This window comes from Clostridium sp. YIM B02500 (genome assembly GCF_022324665.1).
In the GTDB taxonomy this organism is placed as follows: domain Bacteria; phylum Bacillota; class Clostridia; order Clostridiales; family Clostridiaceae; genus Clostridium; species Clostridium beijerinckii.
In genome coordinates this window covers 64,350-83,783 of sequence record NZ_JAKGTE010000006.1, presented here as the reverse complement: position 1 = coordinate 83,783, position 19,434 = coordinate 64,350, and the positions used below count along the sequence as shown (strand labels likewise).

The 19,434-nt window shown below is 29.7% G+C and carries 19 protein-coding genes and 1 other annotated feature; of the genes, 6 read left to right on the top strand and 13 right to left on the bottom strand.

The annotated features are described in order from the left end of the window. The first annotated feature begins 1,130 nt into the window (after positions 1 to 1,130). Entirely contained in the window at positions 1,131 to 1,331 is a 201-nt protein-coding gene (locus L1S46_RS06790) for a YvrJ family protein (RefSeq protein ID WP_012059349.1), read from the top strand. Between the two features lie 293 nt (positions 1,332 to 1,624). On the opposite strand, the gene L1S46_RS06785 is transcribed toward L1S46_RS06790, so the two are convergent. The 7 genes from L1S46_RS06785 to L1S46_RS06755 form a co-directional block, all read right to left on the bottom strand. After that, positions 1,625 to 2,131 (bottom strand): nitroreductase family protein, encoded by a 507-nt coding sequence (locus tag L1S46_RS06785; RefSeq protein WP_238899594.1) that lies wholly within the window; start codon positions 2,129 to 2,131, stop codon positions 1,625 to 1,627. 122 nt (positions 2,132 to 2,253) lie between these two features. Then, positions 2,254 to 3,249, bottom strand: coding sequence for an NADH:flavin oxidoreductase (locus L1S46_RS06780; protein ID WP_238899593.1), 996 nt, complete (start codon positions 3,247 to 3,249; stop codon positions 2,254 to 2,256). A gap of 214 nt (positions 3,250 to 3,463) precedes the next feature. Then, positions 3,464 to 3,892, bottom strand: a complete 429-nt coding sequence (locus L1S46_RS06775) for an Rrf2 family transcriptional regulator (RefSeq protein WP_039773646.1) — start codon at positions 3,890 to 3,892, stop codon at positions 3,464 to 3,466. 76 nt (positions 3,893 to 3,968) lie between these two features. Then, the gene (locus tag L1S46_RS06770) at positions 3,969 to 4,109 is read right to left on the bottom strand and encodes a hypothetical protein (RefSeq protein WP_238899592.1); all 141 of its coding nucleotides are present in this window, start codon (positions 4,107 to 4,109) and stop codon (positions 3,969 to 3,971) included. Positions 4,110 to 4,294: 185 nt separating this feature from the next. Then, entirely contained in the window at positions 4,295 to 4,699 is a 405-nt protein-coding gene (locus L1S46_RS06765; RefSeq protein ID WP_077830513.1) for a hypothetical protein, read from the bottom strand. A 77-nt stretch (positions 4,700 to 4,776) separates the two neighbouring features. Then, entirely contained in the window at positions 4,777 to 6,609 is a 1,833-nt protein-coding gene (locus L1S46_RS06760) for a PAS domain-containing sensor histidine kinase (protein ID WP_238899591.1), read from the bottom strand. Positions 6,610 to 6,692: 83 nt separating this feature from the next. Then, positions 6,693 to 6,839, bottom strand: a complete 147-nt coding sequence (locus tag L1S46_RS06755) for a cyclic lactone autoinducer peptide (RefSeq protein ID WP_238899590.1) — start codon at positions 6,837 to 6,839, stop codon at positions 6,693 to 6,695. 84 nt (positions 6,840 to 6,923) lie between these two features. Between L1S46_RS06755 and L1S46_RS06750 the strand changes: the two genes are divergently transcribed. Continuing rightward, positions 6,924 to 7,361: a hypothetical protein gene (locus L1S46_RS06750; protein ID WP_238899589.1), complete on the top strand. Its 438-nt coding sequence runs from the start codon at positions 6,924 to 6,926 to the stop codon at positions 7,359 to 7,361. A 170-nt stretch (positions 7,362 to 7,531) separates the two neighbouring features. On the opposite strand, the gene L1S46_RS06745 is transcribed toward L1S46_RS06750, so the two are convergent. After that, positions 7,532 to 8,215, bottom strand: a complete 684-nt coding sequence (locus L1S46_RS06745; protein WP_238899588.1) for an accessory gene regulator B family protein — start codon at positions 8,213 to 8,215, stop codon at positions 7,532 to 7,534. Positions 8,216 to 8,826: 611 nt separating this feature from the next. Continuing rightward, positions 8,827 to 9,393: a TetR/AcrR family transcriptional regulator gene (locus L1S46_RS06740; protein ID WP_236887816.1), complete on the bottom strand. Its 567-nt coding sequence runs from the start codon at positions 9,391 to 9,393 to the stop codon at positions 8,827 to 8,829. A 597-nt stretch (positions 9,394 to 9,990) separates the two neighbouring features. On the opposite strand from L1S46_RS06740, the gene L1S46_RS06735 reads away from it, so the two are divergent. Further along, a complete protein-coding gene (locus L1S46_RS06735; protein WP_238859582.1) occupies positions 9,991 to 10,959 on the top strand; it encodes a carotenoid biosynthesis protein in 969 nt (322 codons plus the stop codon). 367 nt (positions 10,960 to 11,326) lie between these two features. On the opposite strand, the gene L1S46_RS06730 is transcribed toward L1S46_RS06735, so the two are convergent. Continuing rightward, on the bottom strand, positions 11,327 to 12,016 hold the full coding sequence (locus L1S46_RS06730) for an aspartate/glutamate racemase family protein (RefSeq protein WP_077830506.1): 690 nt from the start codon (positions 12,014 to 12,016) through the stop codon (positions 11,327 to 11,329). 130 nt (positions 12,017 to 12,146) lie between these two features. After that, positions 12,147 to 13,031 (bottom strand): LysR family transcriptional regulator, encoded by an 885-nt coding sequence (locus tag L1S46_RS06725; protein ID WP_238899587.1) that lies wholly within the window; start codon positions 13,029 to 13,031, stop codon positions 12,147 to 12,149. Between the two features lie 131 nt (positions 13,032 to 13,162). On the opposite strand from L1S46_RS06725, the gene L1S46_RS06720 reads away from it, so the two are divergent. Continuing rightward, positions 13,163 to 13,774: a LysE family transporter gene (locus L1S46_RS06720; RefSeq protein ID WP_238899586.1), complete on the top strand. Its 612-nt coding sequence runs from the start codon at positions 13,163 to 13,165 to the stop codon at positions 13,772 to 13,774. Positions 13,775 to 13,814: 40 nt separating this feature from the next. Beyond that, positions 13,815 to 13,979, top strand: a complete 165-nt coding sequence (locus L1S46_RS06715) for a hypothetical protein (protein ID WP_238859576.1) — start codon at positions 13,815 to 13,817, stop codon at positions 13,977 to 13,979. A gap of 419 nt (positions 13,980 to 14,398) precedes the next feature. On the opposite strand, the gene L1S46_RS06710 is transcribed toward L1S46_RS06715, so the two are convergent. Further along, positions 14,399 to 14,968: a TetR/AcrR family transcriptional regulator gene (locus tag L1S46_RS06710; RefSeq protein ID WP_238899585.1), complete on the bottom strand. Its 570-nt coding sequence runs from the start codon at positions 14,966 to 14,968 to the stop codon at positions 14,399 to 14,401. A 258-nt stretch (positions 14,969 to 15,226) separates the two neighbouring features. Between L1S46_RS06710 and L1S46_RS06705 the strand changes: the two genes are divergently transcribed. Continuing rightward, positions 15,227 to 16,201, top strand: a complete 975-nt coding sequence (locus L1S46_RS06705) for an NADP-dependent oxidoreductase (RefSeq protein ID WP_238859573.1) — start codon at positions 15,227 to 15,229, stop codon at positions 16,199 to 16,201. Between the two features lie 646 nt (positions 16,202 to 16,847). On the opposite strand, the gene L1S46_RS06700 is transcribed toward L1S46_RS06705, so the two are convergent. Continuing rightward, entirely contained in the window at positions 16,848 to 18,815 is a 1,968-nt protein-coding gene (locus tag L1S46_RS06700) for a class I tRNA ligase family protein (RefSeq protein WP_238899584.1), read from the bottom strand. A gap of 134 nt (positions 18,816 to 18,949) precedes the next feature. Next, positions 18,950 to 19,347 (bottom strand) — a binding site (T-box leader). Positions 19,348 to 19,434: the final 87 nt, after the last annotated feature.

Here is a 19,434-nt window from a genome sequence, read left to right as displayed (position 1 = left end):
CCTCACAATATGTTTTCAAATCAATGCTCAAAGAACATTTTTATTTACTATACCGAATCTCAGCTTCGTAGTATTAGCCTAATTATAATCTTACAACATATCTCATTATATGAATTAATGGGATGCTTACTTATAATAATCAATATTTAATCTCATTTATAAATTTAAGTTGTTGCTTTTGTGAATCTGTACGATTAATGAATCTAAACAATACTTAAACACTCTAAGTTTATTTTCAGTTGCAATATTTCCTTCTTTAAGTTGATCTACTTCAAAACCTATTATTTGCAAAGTTAATTCTCTATAATAGTTAAGTTTATGATTTAATCGTGCTATGGCACTATTATTATACTACAATTTTTTATTATTTTTTACTATATTTTCCTCAATTATAATTTACTGTTTTAATAATATACATGTTAATCAAATTTCAAAACTGTTTTCATTATCCCAAGTCCTCCCCCATCAAATGTAATGTAATCACAATACGTAACCTACGTTTATTGAAAATAGAATATAAGAATATTGACTAAATGTTTTGAGCTTGTTTTAAATATCTCTCTAAATTTTACAAAGCCTTATGAAAATTCTTGCGCCCTATTGCTTAGTAGCTTAGTACATTCATAAAAATAAAAAAAGAATACCAAAAGCTCTTATTGCTCTAAGTATTCCTTTTAATAATATTTACCTATTATATAATATGCATTTACAAATTTGTTAAAACTTGAGTTCATATCTTTACTAGAAATTATAAATATATTTGTGTAGAAAACATTTGAAAATGAGCTGTTAAAGGTTCTTGGCTTTTCGGAACAAAATATTTATGATTTCGGTGATGCATACGCATAAGTATAGATTATAGTTGAGTTATCTATAATGCTCATTTCTTCTCACTATTTGTTGTATCCATCAGCTGCGTGAAACTCAATAATTTATTTTATATCTAATTATTTATATATATTGCAATTCACAATGCACATTTCACAATTCACAATTGCGGCTAAAATTCTTGTAATATTTTTAGAATTATGATGAAGAATTATTTTTGCAACGTATATATAATAATTTCATTAACTATTTTAAAATTGTTTATATACATTCATATATCCATTAAAAGGAGGTGGATATATATGCAGGTAACTGATTTAATTAATCTTATGGTTAACAATGGCTTTGCTATAGCTGTAGCAGCATATTTGCTAATACGCTTAGAAAGACAAATTGATAACTTATCCTCATCAATTAATAGGTTAAATACTATAATATCAGCTAAACTTGGAGTAGCTATTGATACTGATAGTCCTAATGATGATTCTCATAACGTAGCTTAAGAAAAAGGCAATAAACATTATGAAGTGCCCTCCAAATATTAAATATGAGTGTATCATATGTCTAACATTTGGGGGGCACTTCATTGATTTTGAATGTTTATTGCCTTTAAACTTTATTTGTACCATTGATTATTTATACTTATTAATATCATCTATAGAATATCCTACTCCTACAAATGCAGATCATCTAGAAGCTTGTCTGAAAGTTCATCTAAGTCTAGAATTCCTTGGATAATGTATTTTCAATTGGAACCTTCTCAATATTATCGAAGTTTTTGTTATAGTTATTTAAATTATAATATGAGATCATCTAAAGATTTGCGGGTTTTATCATGACGATTTGGAGAAGCCGGTTCTCCAACTGCATAACCTATTGCCAGAACATTAATTGGTTCAATATGATCAGGCAAATTAAATTCACGTCTGATAACTTCTGGGTCGAAACTACAAATCCAAACACTGTCTAATCCAAGAGAGGTTGCTTCCATCATCATATGATCAGTTGCAATGCTTGTGTCAATATCAACTACACTTTTGTTGTTAAAAGATATAACTCCTGCAATATTGTGGTCACCGCATGCGACTATAATAAGTGGTGCCCCGTAGATTCGTGCCGCCTTTGAAACTTTTTCTAATTCCTCTTCATCTTTTAATACAAGTAATTTAACAGGTTGTTTGTTACTTCCAGAAGGTGCAACTCTTGCAGCTTCCAATATTTTTTCCAACTTATCATCTTCAACTTTTTTCCCGTCATACTTACGAGCTGAGTATCTTTTTTTCGCTAATTCTAAAAAATCCATTTTTCATCGCTCCTTAAATTTTAGTTTTACTTAATTATTTACTCTAATGTCTTTACAAATACAGATATTGTAACAATTGAATCATAAACATTTATTTATCTTTAACAAATGTTTATGATAAATCAATCTTTGTTAAAAATGCATGATGTTCCATTTGATTGCATACATTTTGAACATGATATACATTTTGGTACTTCATTTAAATCCTTCATCCAAAGATTTACTAAATCCGGTTGGCGAATTAATGGTCTTGATAAAGCAAAATATTCTACCCCTGTTGAATTTAGTATCTGCACCATAGTGTCAGGTGTTCTGTTTTTGCACACCAAAATTATCGGGATATTATTATTTAATGCAGAAATTTTAGCTGCATAATCCCTGTATATAGATTCCTTATAATCTGAAGCTTCACCCTCACCACTTATTTCTATCCCATCGATTCCAGAATCAGAAAGTTGACTACAGATATATTGGCAACTCTCAAAAGCTTTTTCGCTATCAATTTCATCGAAACTATTAACTTTTAAAAACACAACGAAATCTTTACTTGTTCTACTTCTTATGGCATTATATATTTCAATAATTATCCTTGCATTATTTTCAAGAGTTCCTCCATATTGATCGGTTCTCATATTTGTTCTACTACTCAAAAATTGGCTCAGAAAGAATCCATGTGCAGCGTGAATCTCTACTCCGTCGAAACCAGCTTTCTCAGCTCTAGCTGCTGTATCTCCAAATGCAGAAATGATTGCTTCTATATCTTCCAAAGAAACATCATCTGGTTTTAGATTTTGACCATTTTTAGTACCATAGCTGACCTGAAGCAATACTTTACTTTCATGGCCATGAATTGTATCTGTAAGTTTTTGGTATTCCTCTATAAAATTATCGTTGTAGAAACCAATTTGTCCAGGCATGGATTTAGAATCTGCTGTAATATAAGCACCACTTGTAATAATTAAACCAACACCTCCCTTAGCAAGATTTTCATACAGTTCATACAGCCTATCATTTAAGTGACCATCCTCATGAGCCATAAGTTCCTGTGTCGCTGAACGAATAAAGCGATTTTTAATTTCCATACTATTAATAACTGTTTTATCAAATAATGTTTTCATGTTAGTTTTCCTTCCTCTTACATTTATTTTTTCTTTTATTGCACTATGCTGATTTACTATCTAGATAATTTTAGATATAGCAATCCGATAAATTTCTACTTGCTTGCATACACATGAATTTCATTTATTTATGCTTGAATATCTTGCATTAACACAACCGCCATTGTAACTGTAACAATTCCAGTTACAATGGTTCTAAAAAAAATTGAATCTTTCAATTCAACTTTTTTTCTAATATACCTGCAACAATATCTGCCATTGTATAACTTTTTAATACCTCTTCCATCGCCGATTGAGCTTTGGGTAACATTAACATTAATACATCTTGAATATTTGCACCTATAATACATTCCTGATTAGTATTTTCATGTATCTGAAAGAGCTTTTCGTCTTCAACTACATCAACTGCTTTATATACATCAAAAAGAGTAATATCTTCAACTGGCTTTAGAAGATAGGCACCGCCACCTCCACTATTGACATCAACCAGTTCAGCCTTTTTTAGCATACCAATAATCCGCCTTACAACAACTGGGTTATTCTGTATGCTACCTGCAATCACTTCAGATGTACAAACATCATTGCTAATTTCCAAGGCAGCAAGAATATGAATTGCTACAGTAAATCTACTGCTAATCTGCATCATAAATATTCCCTCCTTGTAACCATTATAGTTACAGCGTATTTATTTGTCAATTATTTTTAACAATTAACATTCCCTATTCTAAATTATATTTTAATATAGTATTTTTTACATTAGTTATAACCCCATTTGAAGCGTTATATCCATTACCAGTTTTAAAACATAAACTTCTAACTTCCTGACCTTCATCCTCATCTATATAATAATGCTCGCACATTTCTAATTCATATTTATACTCATCTGGTCTTCATTCATTCGATACTATTCTTAATTTATAAAATACGTAAACTTTCTTCCTGAAAACTCTTTATAGGCATCTCGATAAATTGAAATTTGTCACTTAAACTTATTATCAATTTTACTATTAATATTTATAATTTAACTATTTAATTATGACCAAAATTATTGATAATATATATCTATTTTCTCCCATACGCCATTTTTTATTGAAAATATAGCTCTTAATTCTATATTTACAAATTCACCCCAATACCCCATTACTACTTTGTCTGTCTCAAAAGTAATCCACTCAAGAGAAACCATATAGTTTCTAATATCAAATTTACCATGTTGAAAAGAATTCTTACAAAATTCTTGTACTATATTATCAACTTCTCTTATATTCAGTAAAAAACTCACCACTATATCATTACTTGTATTTTCACGCCCATCTATTTCAATAGAAAAATCTAATTCACAGGAATTAATTAATACCGTTTTTTGTGTTTTATCTGCTTTCTCCCATGCTTCTGAAATAATTTTTTCAGGATATCTATTCATTTTAATTTCGTATTTTGAATTGTCCATTTGCTTATCTTCCTTCCAAATTACAATTTACCTTTATCCCCACAGCTCATATCCAGTTTAAAGTACTATCTATATTTTTAACTTTGTAGCGAGTATATATCTGAAAATTCTATTTGTATTTTTTCTATATTAGTTTTAAACAGAATTTTATCTTCTTCTTCTTCATTTTTAATCAATTCTACTGGTAATTCTATTATAAATTCACTGCCTTGTCCTTCAACACTTGAAACACTTATTTTCCCACCATGCATTTCAACAAAAGATTTAACAAGATATAATCCTATTCCAGTTCCCTCACATTTTCTTGAAAGAGTGTTATCTACTTTACCAAAACGTTCAAATATAAAATTAAGTTTGTCCTTTGGAATGCCATCCCCTTCATCCCTTACTTTAACGATAACACTTGTTTGTTTATCTATAAAATCAACATATATATTTCCTTTAGAATGGCTATATTTAAGAGCATTCGATATTAAATTAAGCATTATACGTTCCATCATATCATGATCAAATCCCATGATCTTTTCCTCAACGTTTGTATCAAATATAAGTGTTATATCTTTATCATTGACATAAGATGCCACAGATTGAGTGATCTCTTCAATAATATTTACAATATTACCATTTCTCTTTTTTATTCTAATAAATCCAGAATCAGAATTTAACTTAGTTACATCTAAGAAATTATTTATTATTCTAATCAGTCTTAAACAATTTTGTTTCATTGTTTTAAAGTATAATTTACATTTCTTCATATTTTCCAAATTATAGTTCCCAAAATAAACATTTACAGTTTGAACTGCTGAATAAATTACATTAACAGGTGTCTTAAGCTCATGAGACATATTAGTAAAAAAGTTCATTATAAGATTGTTAAATTCTCTTGACTCATTAAGTAACTTTAGATTTTTTTCTATATCTTCTTGTAGCGATTCAACTTTCTTTTCAGATGTTATATCTCTTAAAAATGTCAAAACTGATGGTTTTCCTTTATAAGTAAAAAAAGATGATGTATTAATCACCGGAATGAATTCACCATCAGAATTTAATATGCTCTCCTCACTTGTAATCTTTACAAGCTTATTATGGCTAATACTTGAATATTTCTTTTTAATATCTTTGTTAACTTCCGATAAATAATGATTATAAAAGTTCTCTCCCTTTAAACCTAATAATTTAGTTGCACTTGCATTAGCATATATAACTTCTCCATTTGTATGCACAATAATTGAGTTTAATGAATTTTCAAATAACATATCATAACAAATTTTATTATTTAATAATAGAGATTCCATCTCTTTTTTTTCATTGCTTAATGTATTAAGAGTTTCATCTTTCTTTTTATTATTTTCAGCTTCAATATTAACATAATATCCAAGAATCCACGCAACAAGAATAAATACACCACACATTATGAAATCTTTTTGAAAATATATATTAACCCCATTCTCTAAAGAAGCATATAATAAATCCGCTCCAAGAATAATACCACAAGAAAAAAGTGCTGTTACTATCCCACATTTAGAACCATATTGAATAATTGAATATATTATTAATAGCAGAAATAAATATTTACATTCACTTTGATATGCTTTGGATAAATATATAGGTATAGATATAATAAATATAAAAATAATATTATCTATTAACCATGAATTCTTTAATAAAATTCCTTTTTGTAAGACTACGCCAGTAATTATTAAACACAAAATGAAATTTATTCCAATAAAGAGCGAAGAAAAAACTGTTATATAAATGTTACATTGAGTATTTCCATGTATATATAAACTTGACCAATACTCTGGCAAATTCATATGTATTATTATGCTAACAAATACTATAATTGCGACTTTAATAAAACACATCATTTCTTCTAATTTATTATTGTGTTTATTTGTATAATTATCCATATGCATATTCCTTTCAATAAATAATTATTAAAAGTAAAAATTGTCACTTGAATTTATGACAATTTTTACTTTTAGCATTGATATTAATGATTCTTAATATCTCTTAAACATTCTGGTTCTTCAGGTTGATAGGCTCCCCAGCTGCATGCTGATGCTGAAACTCTTAGTGCCATTCTTTCACAAATATTTGATGTAAATTTAATTAACAAAGTTCTAAAAATATTATTCATTAATTTCACCTCCTCTTCATTCTATATTTATATTAAAGATAATTTGGAATGACTTTCTTATTTTTTAGTACAAATTTCAGAGTTATGATTGATATTATAAATATAATTAAGCTTGGAATCCCATATATGAATCTTGTTATTGGCTGTAAAACAGAAATATCTGTGTCTATATTTAGGCCACTTAGTAATAACATGTTCATAGTCTCACTTAAAGAAAGTATAAAATATAATAACAAAGTTCCTATCACATTTTTTATTAAAGGTATATCAATAATGAACATGACAATAATTATAGTTAGCATTATACAAATGTCTGTATGCACTCCAAAATATATAGGCAAACATCTTATAATAAAATACGATACAGCTAACATTAAACTTGAAAGTATGTATTTAAACATATCAATAGTTTTTTTAGAAAATATGTGTATCCCCCATATTAAAATAAATGATTCTGGAATAAGTCTAAGAAAGAAATCTACGCAAGTAAATCTAAACATTACATTCCTCACTTTCATTTAATATTTTCTATATTTAAACGTTAAAGTATTTTCTATATTAATCACTATTTCAAATTGTTTTTACATTTTCTCCTTTTTGCATTGTCATCTTCCACATGCTTATTTTCATGTATATTTTAACAATCATATTTCTACTATAAAATGATTGTTTTGTTTATCCTATTTTTAAAGTTACTTTGCCTTTGGTGTCACGGATGTTCCCATTCCCTCAATTATGTATTTTAAGGCGGAGTCAACTTTGTTTAAAAAGTTTATTCCATTCTTAGTAAGAGTAATAGTCTGCCATAAGACTCCAACTCCAATACTTTCTATTAATTTTATGTAATACAATTCTGAAAACTTTTCGTTGAGTATGAATAAAATTATTATTATGAATAAAAAAATAAATATAGTAAAAATAGATTTCCTCTTAAATTGTCTTCTAGTTTCAATATTTTTAATAGGCTTCTTAATACTATCTACAGGTGCATTTCTAAAAACTGTTATAAATGCAAATATTATAATAGCACCGCTTATTACTGCTACATTAATACTATTTATGCTGTAAAATATATTATTAATTAAAATTCCAGCTAATACTGCTGAAAATGTTCCTATTATAACACATCGGCTTGGCGAGGATGCATGTACACCACCTGAATATTTTCTAAGAATACTGGCACTAATAGAAAATATTAAAGCTTCATAAAACACTCCAAAAAGCAACCCAGCAATTATGACCCATAAGATAGCAAATAGCATTTGAAACAAATTTATTGCTCCATATACGATTATCTGTTCCTGATCTTCATTAACATTCAAAAATGATTTTGCATTATTACCGATTTTATTTGCTATTTTTTCAGTTAGAGACATTTTCGCTCATCCCTTTATTTTTAATAATGATTTCATGATTATTATGCATAATAAAACAAACATAATAACAATGATTAAAATTCTATAAATTTCTTTATGAGCCCCATAGTATATAGGCATATTACTTAGAAAAATAATATAGATAATAATAGATTAGAAAAATCAAATTGACTTTCTATATTAATTACTATTCTGCCTTTTTACATCTTTCAGCCTCATCAAATTAATTTACATATTTTGTTTCTATAACTTATAATAAGCACATTTTTATAATAATGTAAATATAAATGGAATAAAACGTCAAAATATTGGAATAAACGGAAATTTATTGGATAAATATGTATAAATCTTATAGATCCAAGCAAACTCCCTTTTGTTCTTTCGTTATTGTACAATTTATCGGTTATCATCATCAATTAACAAGTTAAATAATATAATATAATATAATATAATATAATATATATATTGCAAAAATAATCCTTCATCATAATTCTAGAAATATTACAAAAATTTTAGCTGTAATTGTGAATTGTGAAATGTGCATTGTGAATTGCAACATATATATCAGCTAAACTTGGGGTAGCTATTGATACAGATAGTTCTAGAGAGTATCAATAAAAATCTTTCGATACTGCTTCTGTCGCTTTATTAATAAAAGCAGCAATTTTACTTGGACTTTCCTTCATCCCACTATTGACCCACTTTTCTATTACGGCTATAGTGCCATATGCGGTAAATGTATACCAATTATCAAATAGTTTTTGATCAATATATTTTTCTTCCTTCTTCCATTTCTCAATATTTAATTCGTGGCTGATATAAATAATACGTTTCAATAATTCTTTATCCCCGTTCTCTGAAAATAATACTCCACATATATTGCTATTTGCTTTTATATACTTGCAAATTTCATATGATAGTTTTTCATAAGTTTCAAGGTTCAAAGTACGTTCCGCAACCTGTCTGATTTCTTCATATAACTCACCTTCAATATTTGAAAGAAGTTCAAACTGATTAGCATAATGTGAATAAAAAGTATTGCGATTGATATCTGCTTTTTTGCATATATCTGTCACTGTAACTTTGCTGATAGGACGCTCTTTCATAAGTTCCAGTAAACTGTTTTTTATAATCATTTTTGTATATTTCACCCGGCGATCTGCTTTTTCGTATGCCATAATACCGTTGCCAAAACCTTATAAAACTTTATAAAACTTGTTTAATTCCATGTTTAATGTGTTTTATTTTGTGATTCTAAAAGAATATACTACTTTCATTGAAGTAATCTAATCTGCTTTTCAAGTTTTATACTGTTGCTAGTTTTGACAAACTTCCTCCCTTCTTTGGTCTATCTGTTAGTCCTTTAAAAAATCTTTTGAAATCTTCACAACCATCCATAGGGTTTCTACTTCAACTATTAACTTATTCGTGTATAAGTTAAGTTTTCGTATAGAATCCCTATAATTCTTAATCTTCTTCATTTTAAGTATTAGCCATAATCTCAGTAATAATTCCACATTTACTACATAGATTTTCTATAATTTTAAATCCCAAAAATATTTTTTTGCCTTAACCTTAAAAAATGATTGAGTTGTTCTTATTTGCCTTCCTTAAATAATTCAGTGAACGAACAACACTTATCTGATTTGTAAGATATCGAACGTAATGTTATTGAACTGCCTGTTGATTAAGTATCGCTGTGTACTTATAATATATTTAACATACAACATATTTGAACGTTCAAATAAATTATAATTTTAAATGGAGGTAACACAATGGGAAATATAACTATAGTACCTGTATGGATTATTCAAGATATTTTAGTTCTAATCATCGCCGCATTAATGGTTTTCTATATAATTGAAAACGAAGAACGTCCAAAGATTGTATTAATGCAATTCATATGTTTTGTCTTTTTCTACGCCTCAGCCTTTGAAAATGTTGCGGCAACTATGGGAGTTATGGGGAAAGAAGGTTTTTACGCATATGGGCACAGTATCCTAATGATATTCAATATACCAATAACTGTTCCAATTATCGAGTTCCTTATAGTTTACTCAACGTTGCGCGTTTTAAAGATGGTCAATATACCGTCGTGGAGTAAACCATTTATTGTTGGACTAATGGCTATGATTTTTGACTTTTCCATGGATCCGGTGGCCATTAAACAGATTTTTCATACAGCGGAAGGAATTATTGGAAGGTGGAGCTTTATTCCTCTTCCTGGTGAACCTTTAATATATGGTGAACCTGTCATGAATTTTACAGGATGGATTTACATAGGTGGGTACTGGACTGTATTCATATTACTAGGTGAATGGTGGCATAAAAAGAAAAACTATAGTAATCTAATTGGATACATATATCCGTTTTTGGCTGCAATTCTTTCTCTAGCCTGTTTAGTTTCACCTATATCCAACTTTTTTAATTATATGGGACCATTTTTCTCCAGAGCTTCTAATATGCAATGGGTAATGTTGATCTCTCTTTCTGTAATTTCAGTGGGAGTTTTAGTGTTAGCCTTCGTCAAGTTCTGGGATCGTAAGGTCATTAGTTCTATGGATTACAAAAAAGATTTTCCTATTATGTTTACATTCCTAGGTTTTCCTCTGGTTAATACCATATTTTGCATTATAGGTGGATACATGCAGATACTATGGCTTGTTGTTCTGGCACAGGTATTATTATTGCTATGCTGGATTGGAATTCATATTTTGAGTAAAAAAGTTATTCTCAAGAAATGAAGTGCCCCAACAAGTTAGATAAATATTCGCACAATAGAGTTTTATATTGTCTTATTCCATTGAGTCATTAATTAGCAACCAGTGAAAATCTCGGATGTCATATATAAACAGGGCAAAAAAAGTCGGGAATGAAAAACGCATTTTTCAGTCCCGATTTTTTCTCATTTTTCACTTTAAAACCACTACATATTGTGGCTTACCTGTCTCACTTGCCATTAGAGCCACTATTCGTCATCAAAATTACCGCCTCCACGTGTCACATTACTGGAAACAATTCACTAATATTTTTAGCATTCTTGATAACTTTTTCAAAAAACCTCATTTACTTATGGCACAGTTCACAGTAACAGTTGTAAGTTATATACATCTACTCTATCGAAAATAACGCCGCTTTTTCTGCATGAATTAATGTTGTATCAAATAATGGTGTTTTGGTATCTCTTTGTTGAACTAACAAACCTATTTCTGTGCATCCCAATATTACTCCTTGTGCTCCTTTATTAGTTAACTTATCTATAATATTTAAATAAACCTCTTTGGAATGTTTGGATATAATACCTACACATAATTCATTGTAAATAATTTCATTTACAGTTTCTATATCTTCTTTATCTGGAATCAATACTCTAATCCCATCTTCAATCAACTTGGATTTATAAAAATCTTGCTCCATAGTATACTTTGTCCCTAATAAAGCGATTTTTGTAATATTTTCTGCCTTTAATACTTGTGCTGTTACTTCTGCAATATGTAATATAGGAATGCTGATAGCTTCCTGAACTTTGTCAGCCACTTTATGCATAGTATTAGTACATATAACTATAAAGTCCGCACCTGCTTTTTCTAAAGTAAGAGCTGCTTCTGATAAAATCTGTGCACTTGCTTCCCACTCTCCAGTTGATTGACATTTCTCTATTTCATGAAAATCAAGACTGTATAATAAGCATTTAGCAGAATGTAATCCCCCAAGTTTCTCTCTAATAACATTATTTAAAACTTGATAATATGTGACTGTGCTTTCCCAACTCATTCCTCCAATTAAACCAATTGTTTTCATTTTTACTTATCGCCCCAATCTTTAATATATATTATTAAGCTACTTATATTCTAACAATATAATACTATTATAGCACAATATGCCATAGTTAATTTATTTAATTTTTGTTATTTGAATTTGAAACCTTATATTAACTCTTCATCATTTCTTTACTCAGATCTATAAAAGCTCTTAATGCCTTTGAGACCCACTTATCTCTATGATATACCATTTGCGTTGTCAAATAAAAGGAATCTTCCCACCAATGAAGTTCTATCAATTCATTTCGTTTCAACTCCTCCGCAGCAGCAATCTTTGGAAGCAGCGTTATTCCAAGTCCGCTCATTGTCAATTGTTTGATTGATTGGATACTGCCCATTTCCATTATTGATTTCGGAGTTACCCCAGCATCATTGAGACTTCGTTCAAAAAGATTTCGGTAACCACAGCCTTTTTCTGAAACAATTATGTTGCATTCAGCAATATCTTCAGGATAAACATGTTTCTTGAAAGTAAGTGGATGTCCTGGGGCTGCTAATAAAACTAAAGGTTCAGGAAATTCCAATTCTGTAATTAACTCAGAATCATTGATTTTCTGACCAATAATAAAAGCAACATCAATCTGATTTTCTCTTATCAATGTTTTACATTTGTTATTGCCTTCCATTTTTAGAATAATTTCAATCTCCGGATAACGCTCATGAAATTCCTTTAATATAGGAGGCAGCCTTACAGCACAAAGGGATTCATTAGCCCCTATTGTCAAAGTTCCCTTTACATTTGATGTCATTAAATTGTTTTTTGCTTCATCAGAAAGTTTAATTATTTGCTTAGCATAAACAAGAAATTTTTCCCCTTCTGAAGTCAAAGATATACTTTTCCCTAATCTTTCAAACAAATTAACACCTAATTCTTTTTCCAACAGTTGTATCTGAGCAGTAATAGCAGACTGTGAATATCCTAGCTCAAATGCTGCTTTTGTAAAATTACTCAGTTTAGCTACGGTAATAAATGCATTTAATTGACGAAATTCCATTTCTATATCCCCCAAAAAATCAATCATTTATTTTGATTGTTACAATTTAAACTATTGATTTCACTAATTATTAGTAGCATGATATCATATTGTTACTATCTTTTCAAATTTAATCATTAAGGAGGTAAGCTATGTTCAATTTATCTGCACTTTTATCTTATGTTCTTGTTTCAACTTTTACACCTGGTCCAAATAATATTATGTCTATGACAAATGGTACTAACTTTGGATATAAAAAAACATTTAAATTTGTTCTAGGTGCTACAACTGGTATGGCTGTAATCATGCTATTGTGTGGTTATCTTAACTTATTTTTATTTAAACTTCTTCCCAACATAAAGTTGTCTATGGAGGTATTTAGTTCAGCATACATAATATATTTAGCTATCAAGATACTCAAAAGCAATTCTAACCCAAATGCAATTAATGATTACAGCATCAACACATTTAAATCTGGAATGCTTATGCAATTCATGAATCCTAAAACAATACTTTATGGTATAACGGTGACTTCAATTTTTATAATCCCCTACTATAAATCGAGCATAATATTATGCTTATTTGCTATATTCCTCTCATTAGTAGGATTTATATCGATGTCCTGCTGGACTCTTTTTGGTGCATTATTTCAAAAAATTCTTAGCCGTCATAGAAAGTTATTCAATATTGTTATGGCATCTCTCCTAATATATTGTGCATTATCAGTTCCCGATTTTAAACTTCTAATTCATTTATTTATCTGATGTCTAGACGGAGTACCACTTTAAATTATTAAAATGTGCATTGAAAAATGGTATAGCTTTTATTTCAGGCGAAGCATTTTTCCCAAATGGTGGTCATAAAAATACCTTACGCTTGAACTACACAAATATTAATGAAGAGAAAATAAGAGAAGGAATTAAAATATTATCAAATGTTATTAAGGAAAGTATGCTACCAAACAATTAATATGAAAATAATAAGAATGTAATAAAAAATATATCTTAGATCTTAGCATAAGAACATATCAATATATACCAATGTAAATCTTGGGTTCTTAATATTACCATTAGTATTAGGATATTTACCACCAATATTTTTCTTAAAAAAAGAAGAAGGAGAACCGCATTAATTTTGACTTGGTTCTCTTCTATTAATAAGATACATTATTAAGTTATCATTAATAAAGGAAACTCGACTCACATTCGTTCGCTGAGTAAGTTCGAATAACGAAATATAAAATTTCGATTCTCACTTATGATATGGTTCACCATATCAATAGCAAATGATGCCACTTTTTTTATTTAAAAATAGAATCTCTTCGGCATATATTCCTAGCACTTCCTCCTTAGATATATAGGGCTGGTATACTTGTCACTGCAGTTTGATTAATTAGGATCCGGTGCATTAGGCATAACTTGAATACGTTCCAACAGTGACCACAATTGTTCTGCTATATCCTTAGCTGGAATAGGTATTGATTTGATAATCCACCACTCTAGTAGACCTACAATAGCTGAGGCCAGAAACTGTAACGTCACCTCCTTATTCATATCTCGTTTTATGCTACTGGCATCAATCACATCACTAAGGTTACCTAGAATCACATCCATCATGAGGTTTCTGAAAGTAGGGATTCCTTTGTTAACTAACAGAGTAGTATATATGAAAGCATGTTGTTCCAAATACTCAAATGTGCGAATAATAAAGGATTTTGAAAGTAAAAGCGTAGTACCGTCGAGAGTCATGCAGCTTTCAAATAATTTTTTAAAATAGATATCAATACATTTATCCAGCAAATCAAATTTATCAATGTAGTGCAAGTAAACAGTTCCACGGCTAACATCAGCTCGATCTGCTATTTCATTAATTGTAATATCTTCAAATCCTTTCTCTGCGAGCAGCTCAATAAATGCTCCAATAATTGCTTTTTGTGTTTTTAGTATTCGTCTATCCATAAGAGCCTCCTTAAAATATTATGTGAATTTTTTCAATAAAATTAACTATACGCATTTTGCTATATGAAATATTTATTAGTTAATGAACGATAAATGGAATTTTGTTAATTAATGAACAATTGCAGTTATTTTAACAATTGAAGCGAACAAGTAACTTTGTTAATATCACATTATCAGACAATAGTTAATAAGTAAACAAGTGTTTATAAATTATTAATTAGCTGAAACAAACTTTAAAAATACAAGGAGGAATTTATTATGAAAGCAATTGTTTTAAAAGAGTACGGAATTCCAGCGGTTTTACAGGAACAAGAAATAGATGTGCCAGTAATTACAGAAACACAGGTGTTAGTAGAAATGTATGCTGCTTCAATTAATCCAGCAGATTATGTATTACGTTCTGGGGCTGTTAAGGATATTTTACCAGTTCAGTTGCCGTATGTTCTCGGTGCCGATCTTGCCGGTGTTGTCATTGAGGTTGGAAGTAAAGTAACCCATTTTAAACCTGGCGACCGTGTTATGGGTATTCCTACTAACAACGGTGGAGCCTATGCAGATTATGTAGCAATGGAAGAAAACGCACTTGCAATAATCCAACCCGGTATGTCTTTTCATGAAGCTGCTGCGTTGCCAACGGTTGGTTTGACTGCCTGGCAGTCTTTGTTTAGGTATGGCAAACTCCAACCGGGACAGCGTATTCTAATTCATGCAGGCGCTGGGGGTGTAGGACATATTGCAGTTCAGCTCGCTAAACAAGCAGGTGCATATGTAATTGCAACTGCCCGTGAATTTAACCATGAATTTGTGCGACAATTAGGTGCCGACGAGGTAATTGATTATGCCACAACTGATTTTACAAAGGCTATAAGTAGTCCTGTAGATATTGTACTGGATATGGTTATGGATAGATCCGCTACAGTTTTAGATGCGAAGATAGGTGAAACTGGGCGAAAAAGTTACTCTGTTTTGAAGGATGGAGGCAAGCTCATTTCGCTGGTAGCCATGGCGATTAATGAACATCCACAAATTCGCGGAATTAAAGCTCAATTTGTTCATGCAGAACCAAACCATGATGATTTGGTGTCTATTCTTCAAAAAGTCCATGAACAAAAATTGAAGGTTCATTTGAGCGGGATTTTCCCATTTACACCTCAAGGATTATCCGAAGCATACCTTAAGTGCGAAACAAATCCTAAGAGGGGTAAGGTAGTAATTCAGAGAAAGCAAGGTTAAGATTGCATAAAATCTAGTAAACCTTTTAATCCGTATGTACAAGATATTGTGATGCTAATGAATCACATCAGCACTACCTGGAAAAGTAAGCTGAATAGTTTTTGCCGCATAGCTGCAGTATCCGAAAAGAGATTTCTTGTGCTCCAATGAAAATACCCTCCATGCCTGCAACTTGGAGGGTATTTTCATTCATATTCAGGTATTGTGAATAATTCATAAGGAATTTTTTTATTTAGATTATATAATTTGACTTTTAGAGGATAGAATAATACGCCGTATAATAACTTATCTAATTACTTATTGATTATCTAATAATACTAATTTGTGACTCTTCAAAGCATATCAATAAATCACTATATTTACCCAAATTTACTTAATATCATTTATTTGCGATACTCTTCACCCTTAATTATTCCAAACCTTAATCAGTATTCTTTGCACTTTTATCTACTTACATCAACTTACTATTATAGACATTATAAGAATACAATCCTATTATCATCTATAAGACTATATAATCCCTTATAATCTTTTTTTCATACAAGGAATAACACTACGAAATATATCTGCTAGATATAAACTGTACAAATTATCATCATGTATTAAAAGCGAATCTTCATTCTAAAAAGAGCCAGTAAATCTTCCATCAATATTGATATTCCATTTTCTTAAAGAAATCTACTTTTGGTTCAAGAAATTTAAACTTATGATTATTAGCATCTTTAAAATAAGAAGTAATAGGGTCAAATATTTTATCCCAATTCCATAGTTCATCATCTATATTTAGATAATCTTTAAACATTTCACATCCTTCTGGTGCTATAGGGTGTATTAGTACTGCTATAACTTTACAAGCATAAAAACAATCTGCTATTACGTTTCTTTTCAATTCCTCATTTTTAATATTGCTGGCCCAATGTTTATTTACTTCCCTTATATAATCGTCCAGAACATATGCTATTCTATGAAAATCTTGATTATACATATGTCTTTCATATTCTAATACTGATTTCTCTGTTAATTCCTTAATCTTTTCACTTACCTCTTCTTTAGGAATATCTTCATTAAGACTTTGCATGGTATAAAAACATGAGCGAATAAGTCTATTAAATACATTTGTTAAAAGGTTTCCTTCTTTTAATACTGGATCCGCTCCTACTTTTTCTTCTTCTTTCATGTAAACTTGTGGCTTAAAACCAACACTTTTTGAAGATAATCCAAGACTCATAAAGTGCATACGTAATTGATCCTTTGTATAAAATTTCAATAATTCATCTGCCATTGGTGGCTTAATATCTGAACTACTGCTTGCTTTTTTATCCATAAATAAAATGTGCTTATTAGAAACAATGTGTGGTAAATTTAGCTTAGTAACATCTACATTTCCACCTTTAGCCACCTTTAACCCAATGAACATAGCCATTTCAGCAATTGAATAAAAATATATATTATCTTCTCCTATAAATTGATATACCATTGAATCATCATTATCCCACCAATTACGCCATTCTTCAGAATTCTTACCTATTGACTCCAAATATGCTTTTGTAAAAGAAATTGGAGCCCATAAAGATTCTGGCCACACCCAGAAGGTTAAATTTTTCAAATCTTCTTTATCAGGTACTTTTACTCCCCACTCTATATTTCCTGATAATCTAAAAGGAACCAAAGTCTTACCACTAGTATAGTTAATATTTAAATTATCCAATATTTCTTTTGCCTTATCTCTATCCTCTAATGTTTGGAAAATAAACGCTAGTGAAGATTTTTTCTCTTCATCTATGGTTTCATGGCTTGGAAATTTAGCTTCTAGATCATTTACATCTTTTATATATTTTCTTGGAACATATATTAATGGCTTCTTCAAAAATTCATCTATGGTGTTAATTTCATACTTTCGTCTATTAGTATTCTTCTTTAAAAACTCATTAAGTTCCTTCATTATATCCATTGATTCATCTAAGGTAAAATACCAATTATCTACACTTTTTAATATTGGTTTATTTCCTGATAAAGTGCTAATAGGATTAACTAATTCAGATGCCATATATTGATGTCCTAATGAACATTCTTCTGCATAAGCTTTATCAGAGTTACACCCAGCTATTGGACATTTTCCTATTACTTGTCTTCCATTAAGAAATATTTTCTTATCTTCATCATAAAATTGCAATGCTGACATCTTTTTTATATAACCATTTTTAAATAAAGTATTAAATATTTCTTCTGAAACTTCATTATGAAATTCTCCTGTCCTTCCAAGGGCTGAAGCTCCAAAAATATTTAAGCTGATATTGTAATCTTCTAAGGTTTTCTTTTGACTTAAATGATTTGCCTTAACATAGTCCTCCATAGTATTTTCGTATCCATTTTCTTTTAGCTTTCTGTAGCTTTCAAGGATAGGTGAACCATAGCAATCTGTACCAGATACAAAAATAACATTTTCTTTCCCTATTCTGTCTCTTAAAAATCTTGCAAATATATCTGCATGAATGAACATTCCTCCAACATGGCCAAAATGAAGATTCTTATTTCCATAAGGCATTCCAGCTGTTACTATAGCCTTCTTTGGAAATATTGGTCTTTCGTTTTTTTCTATTCTTTTACTTATCATAAACTTCTCACTCCTTAAATTTCTAACTTTCATACTTGGGATCATCAAAAAATAAAACATGTATGATATTTTAAACTTATAATTTTTCATATGCTTAATTTTAACGTCAAAAAAGCCCCTGTAGAAAATATATCTACAGGGGCGAAACTTCTATTTCGCGATGCCACCCTTTTCCCTAAAATGTCACCATTTTAGGCTCTTCAAGTACACCATCTCCCTAAAATTATAGGTTGAATCATACTCTGGTTCTGTAACGTGAACTTACGTCATAGCATCACTTATAATAAATTTTTATCTTATAGTTAGGCATTATGTAACATCACTTCTTCTTCAAATGTGAGTTATAGGTTGCACTCTCTAAGATAATTCAAACTAAATTCAGCGAAAATAAAATTCCACCTAAAAAGTTTTACTTTATAAGATCCGTATGCAGCTCCGAGACTTGTTTCATTATGATTTCATAATTTCCTCACACCAAATGGAAACTCTCTGAGTATTCCTTCATAACTACTCTTCTCTTCATAGCTTTTATTTTTGTACAATTATATACCTTATAATGTTAAGTGTCAATTATATTACTTAATAGTTTTTTATCTACTTGAAATCCTTATAACTTTTT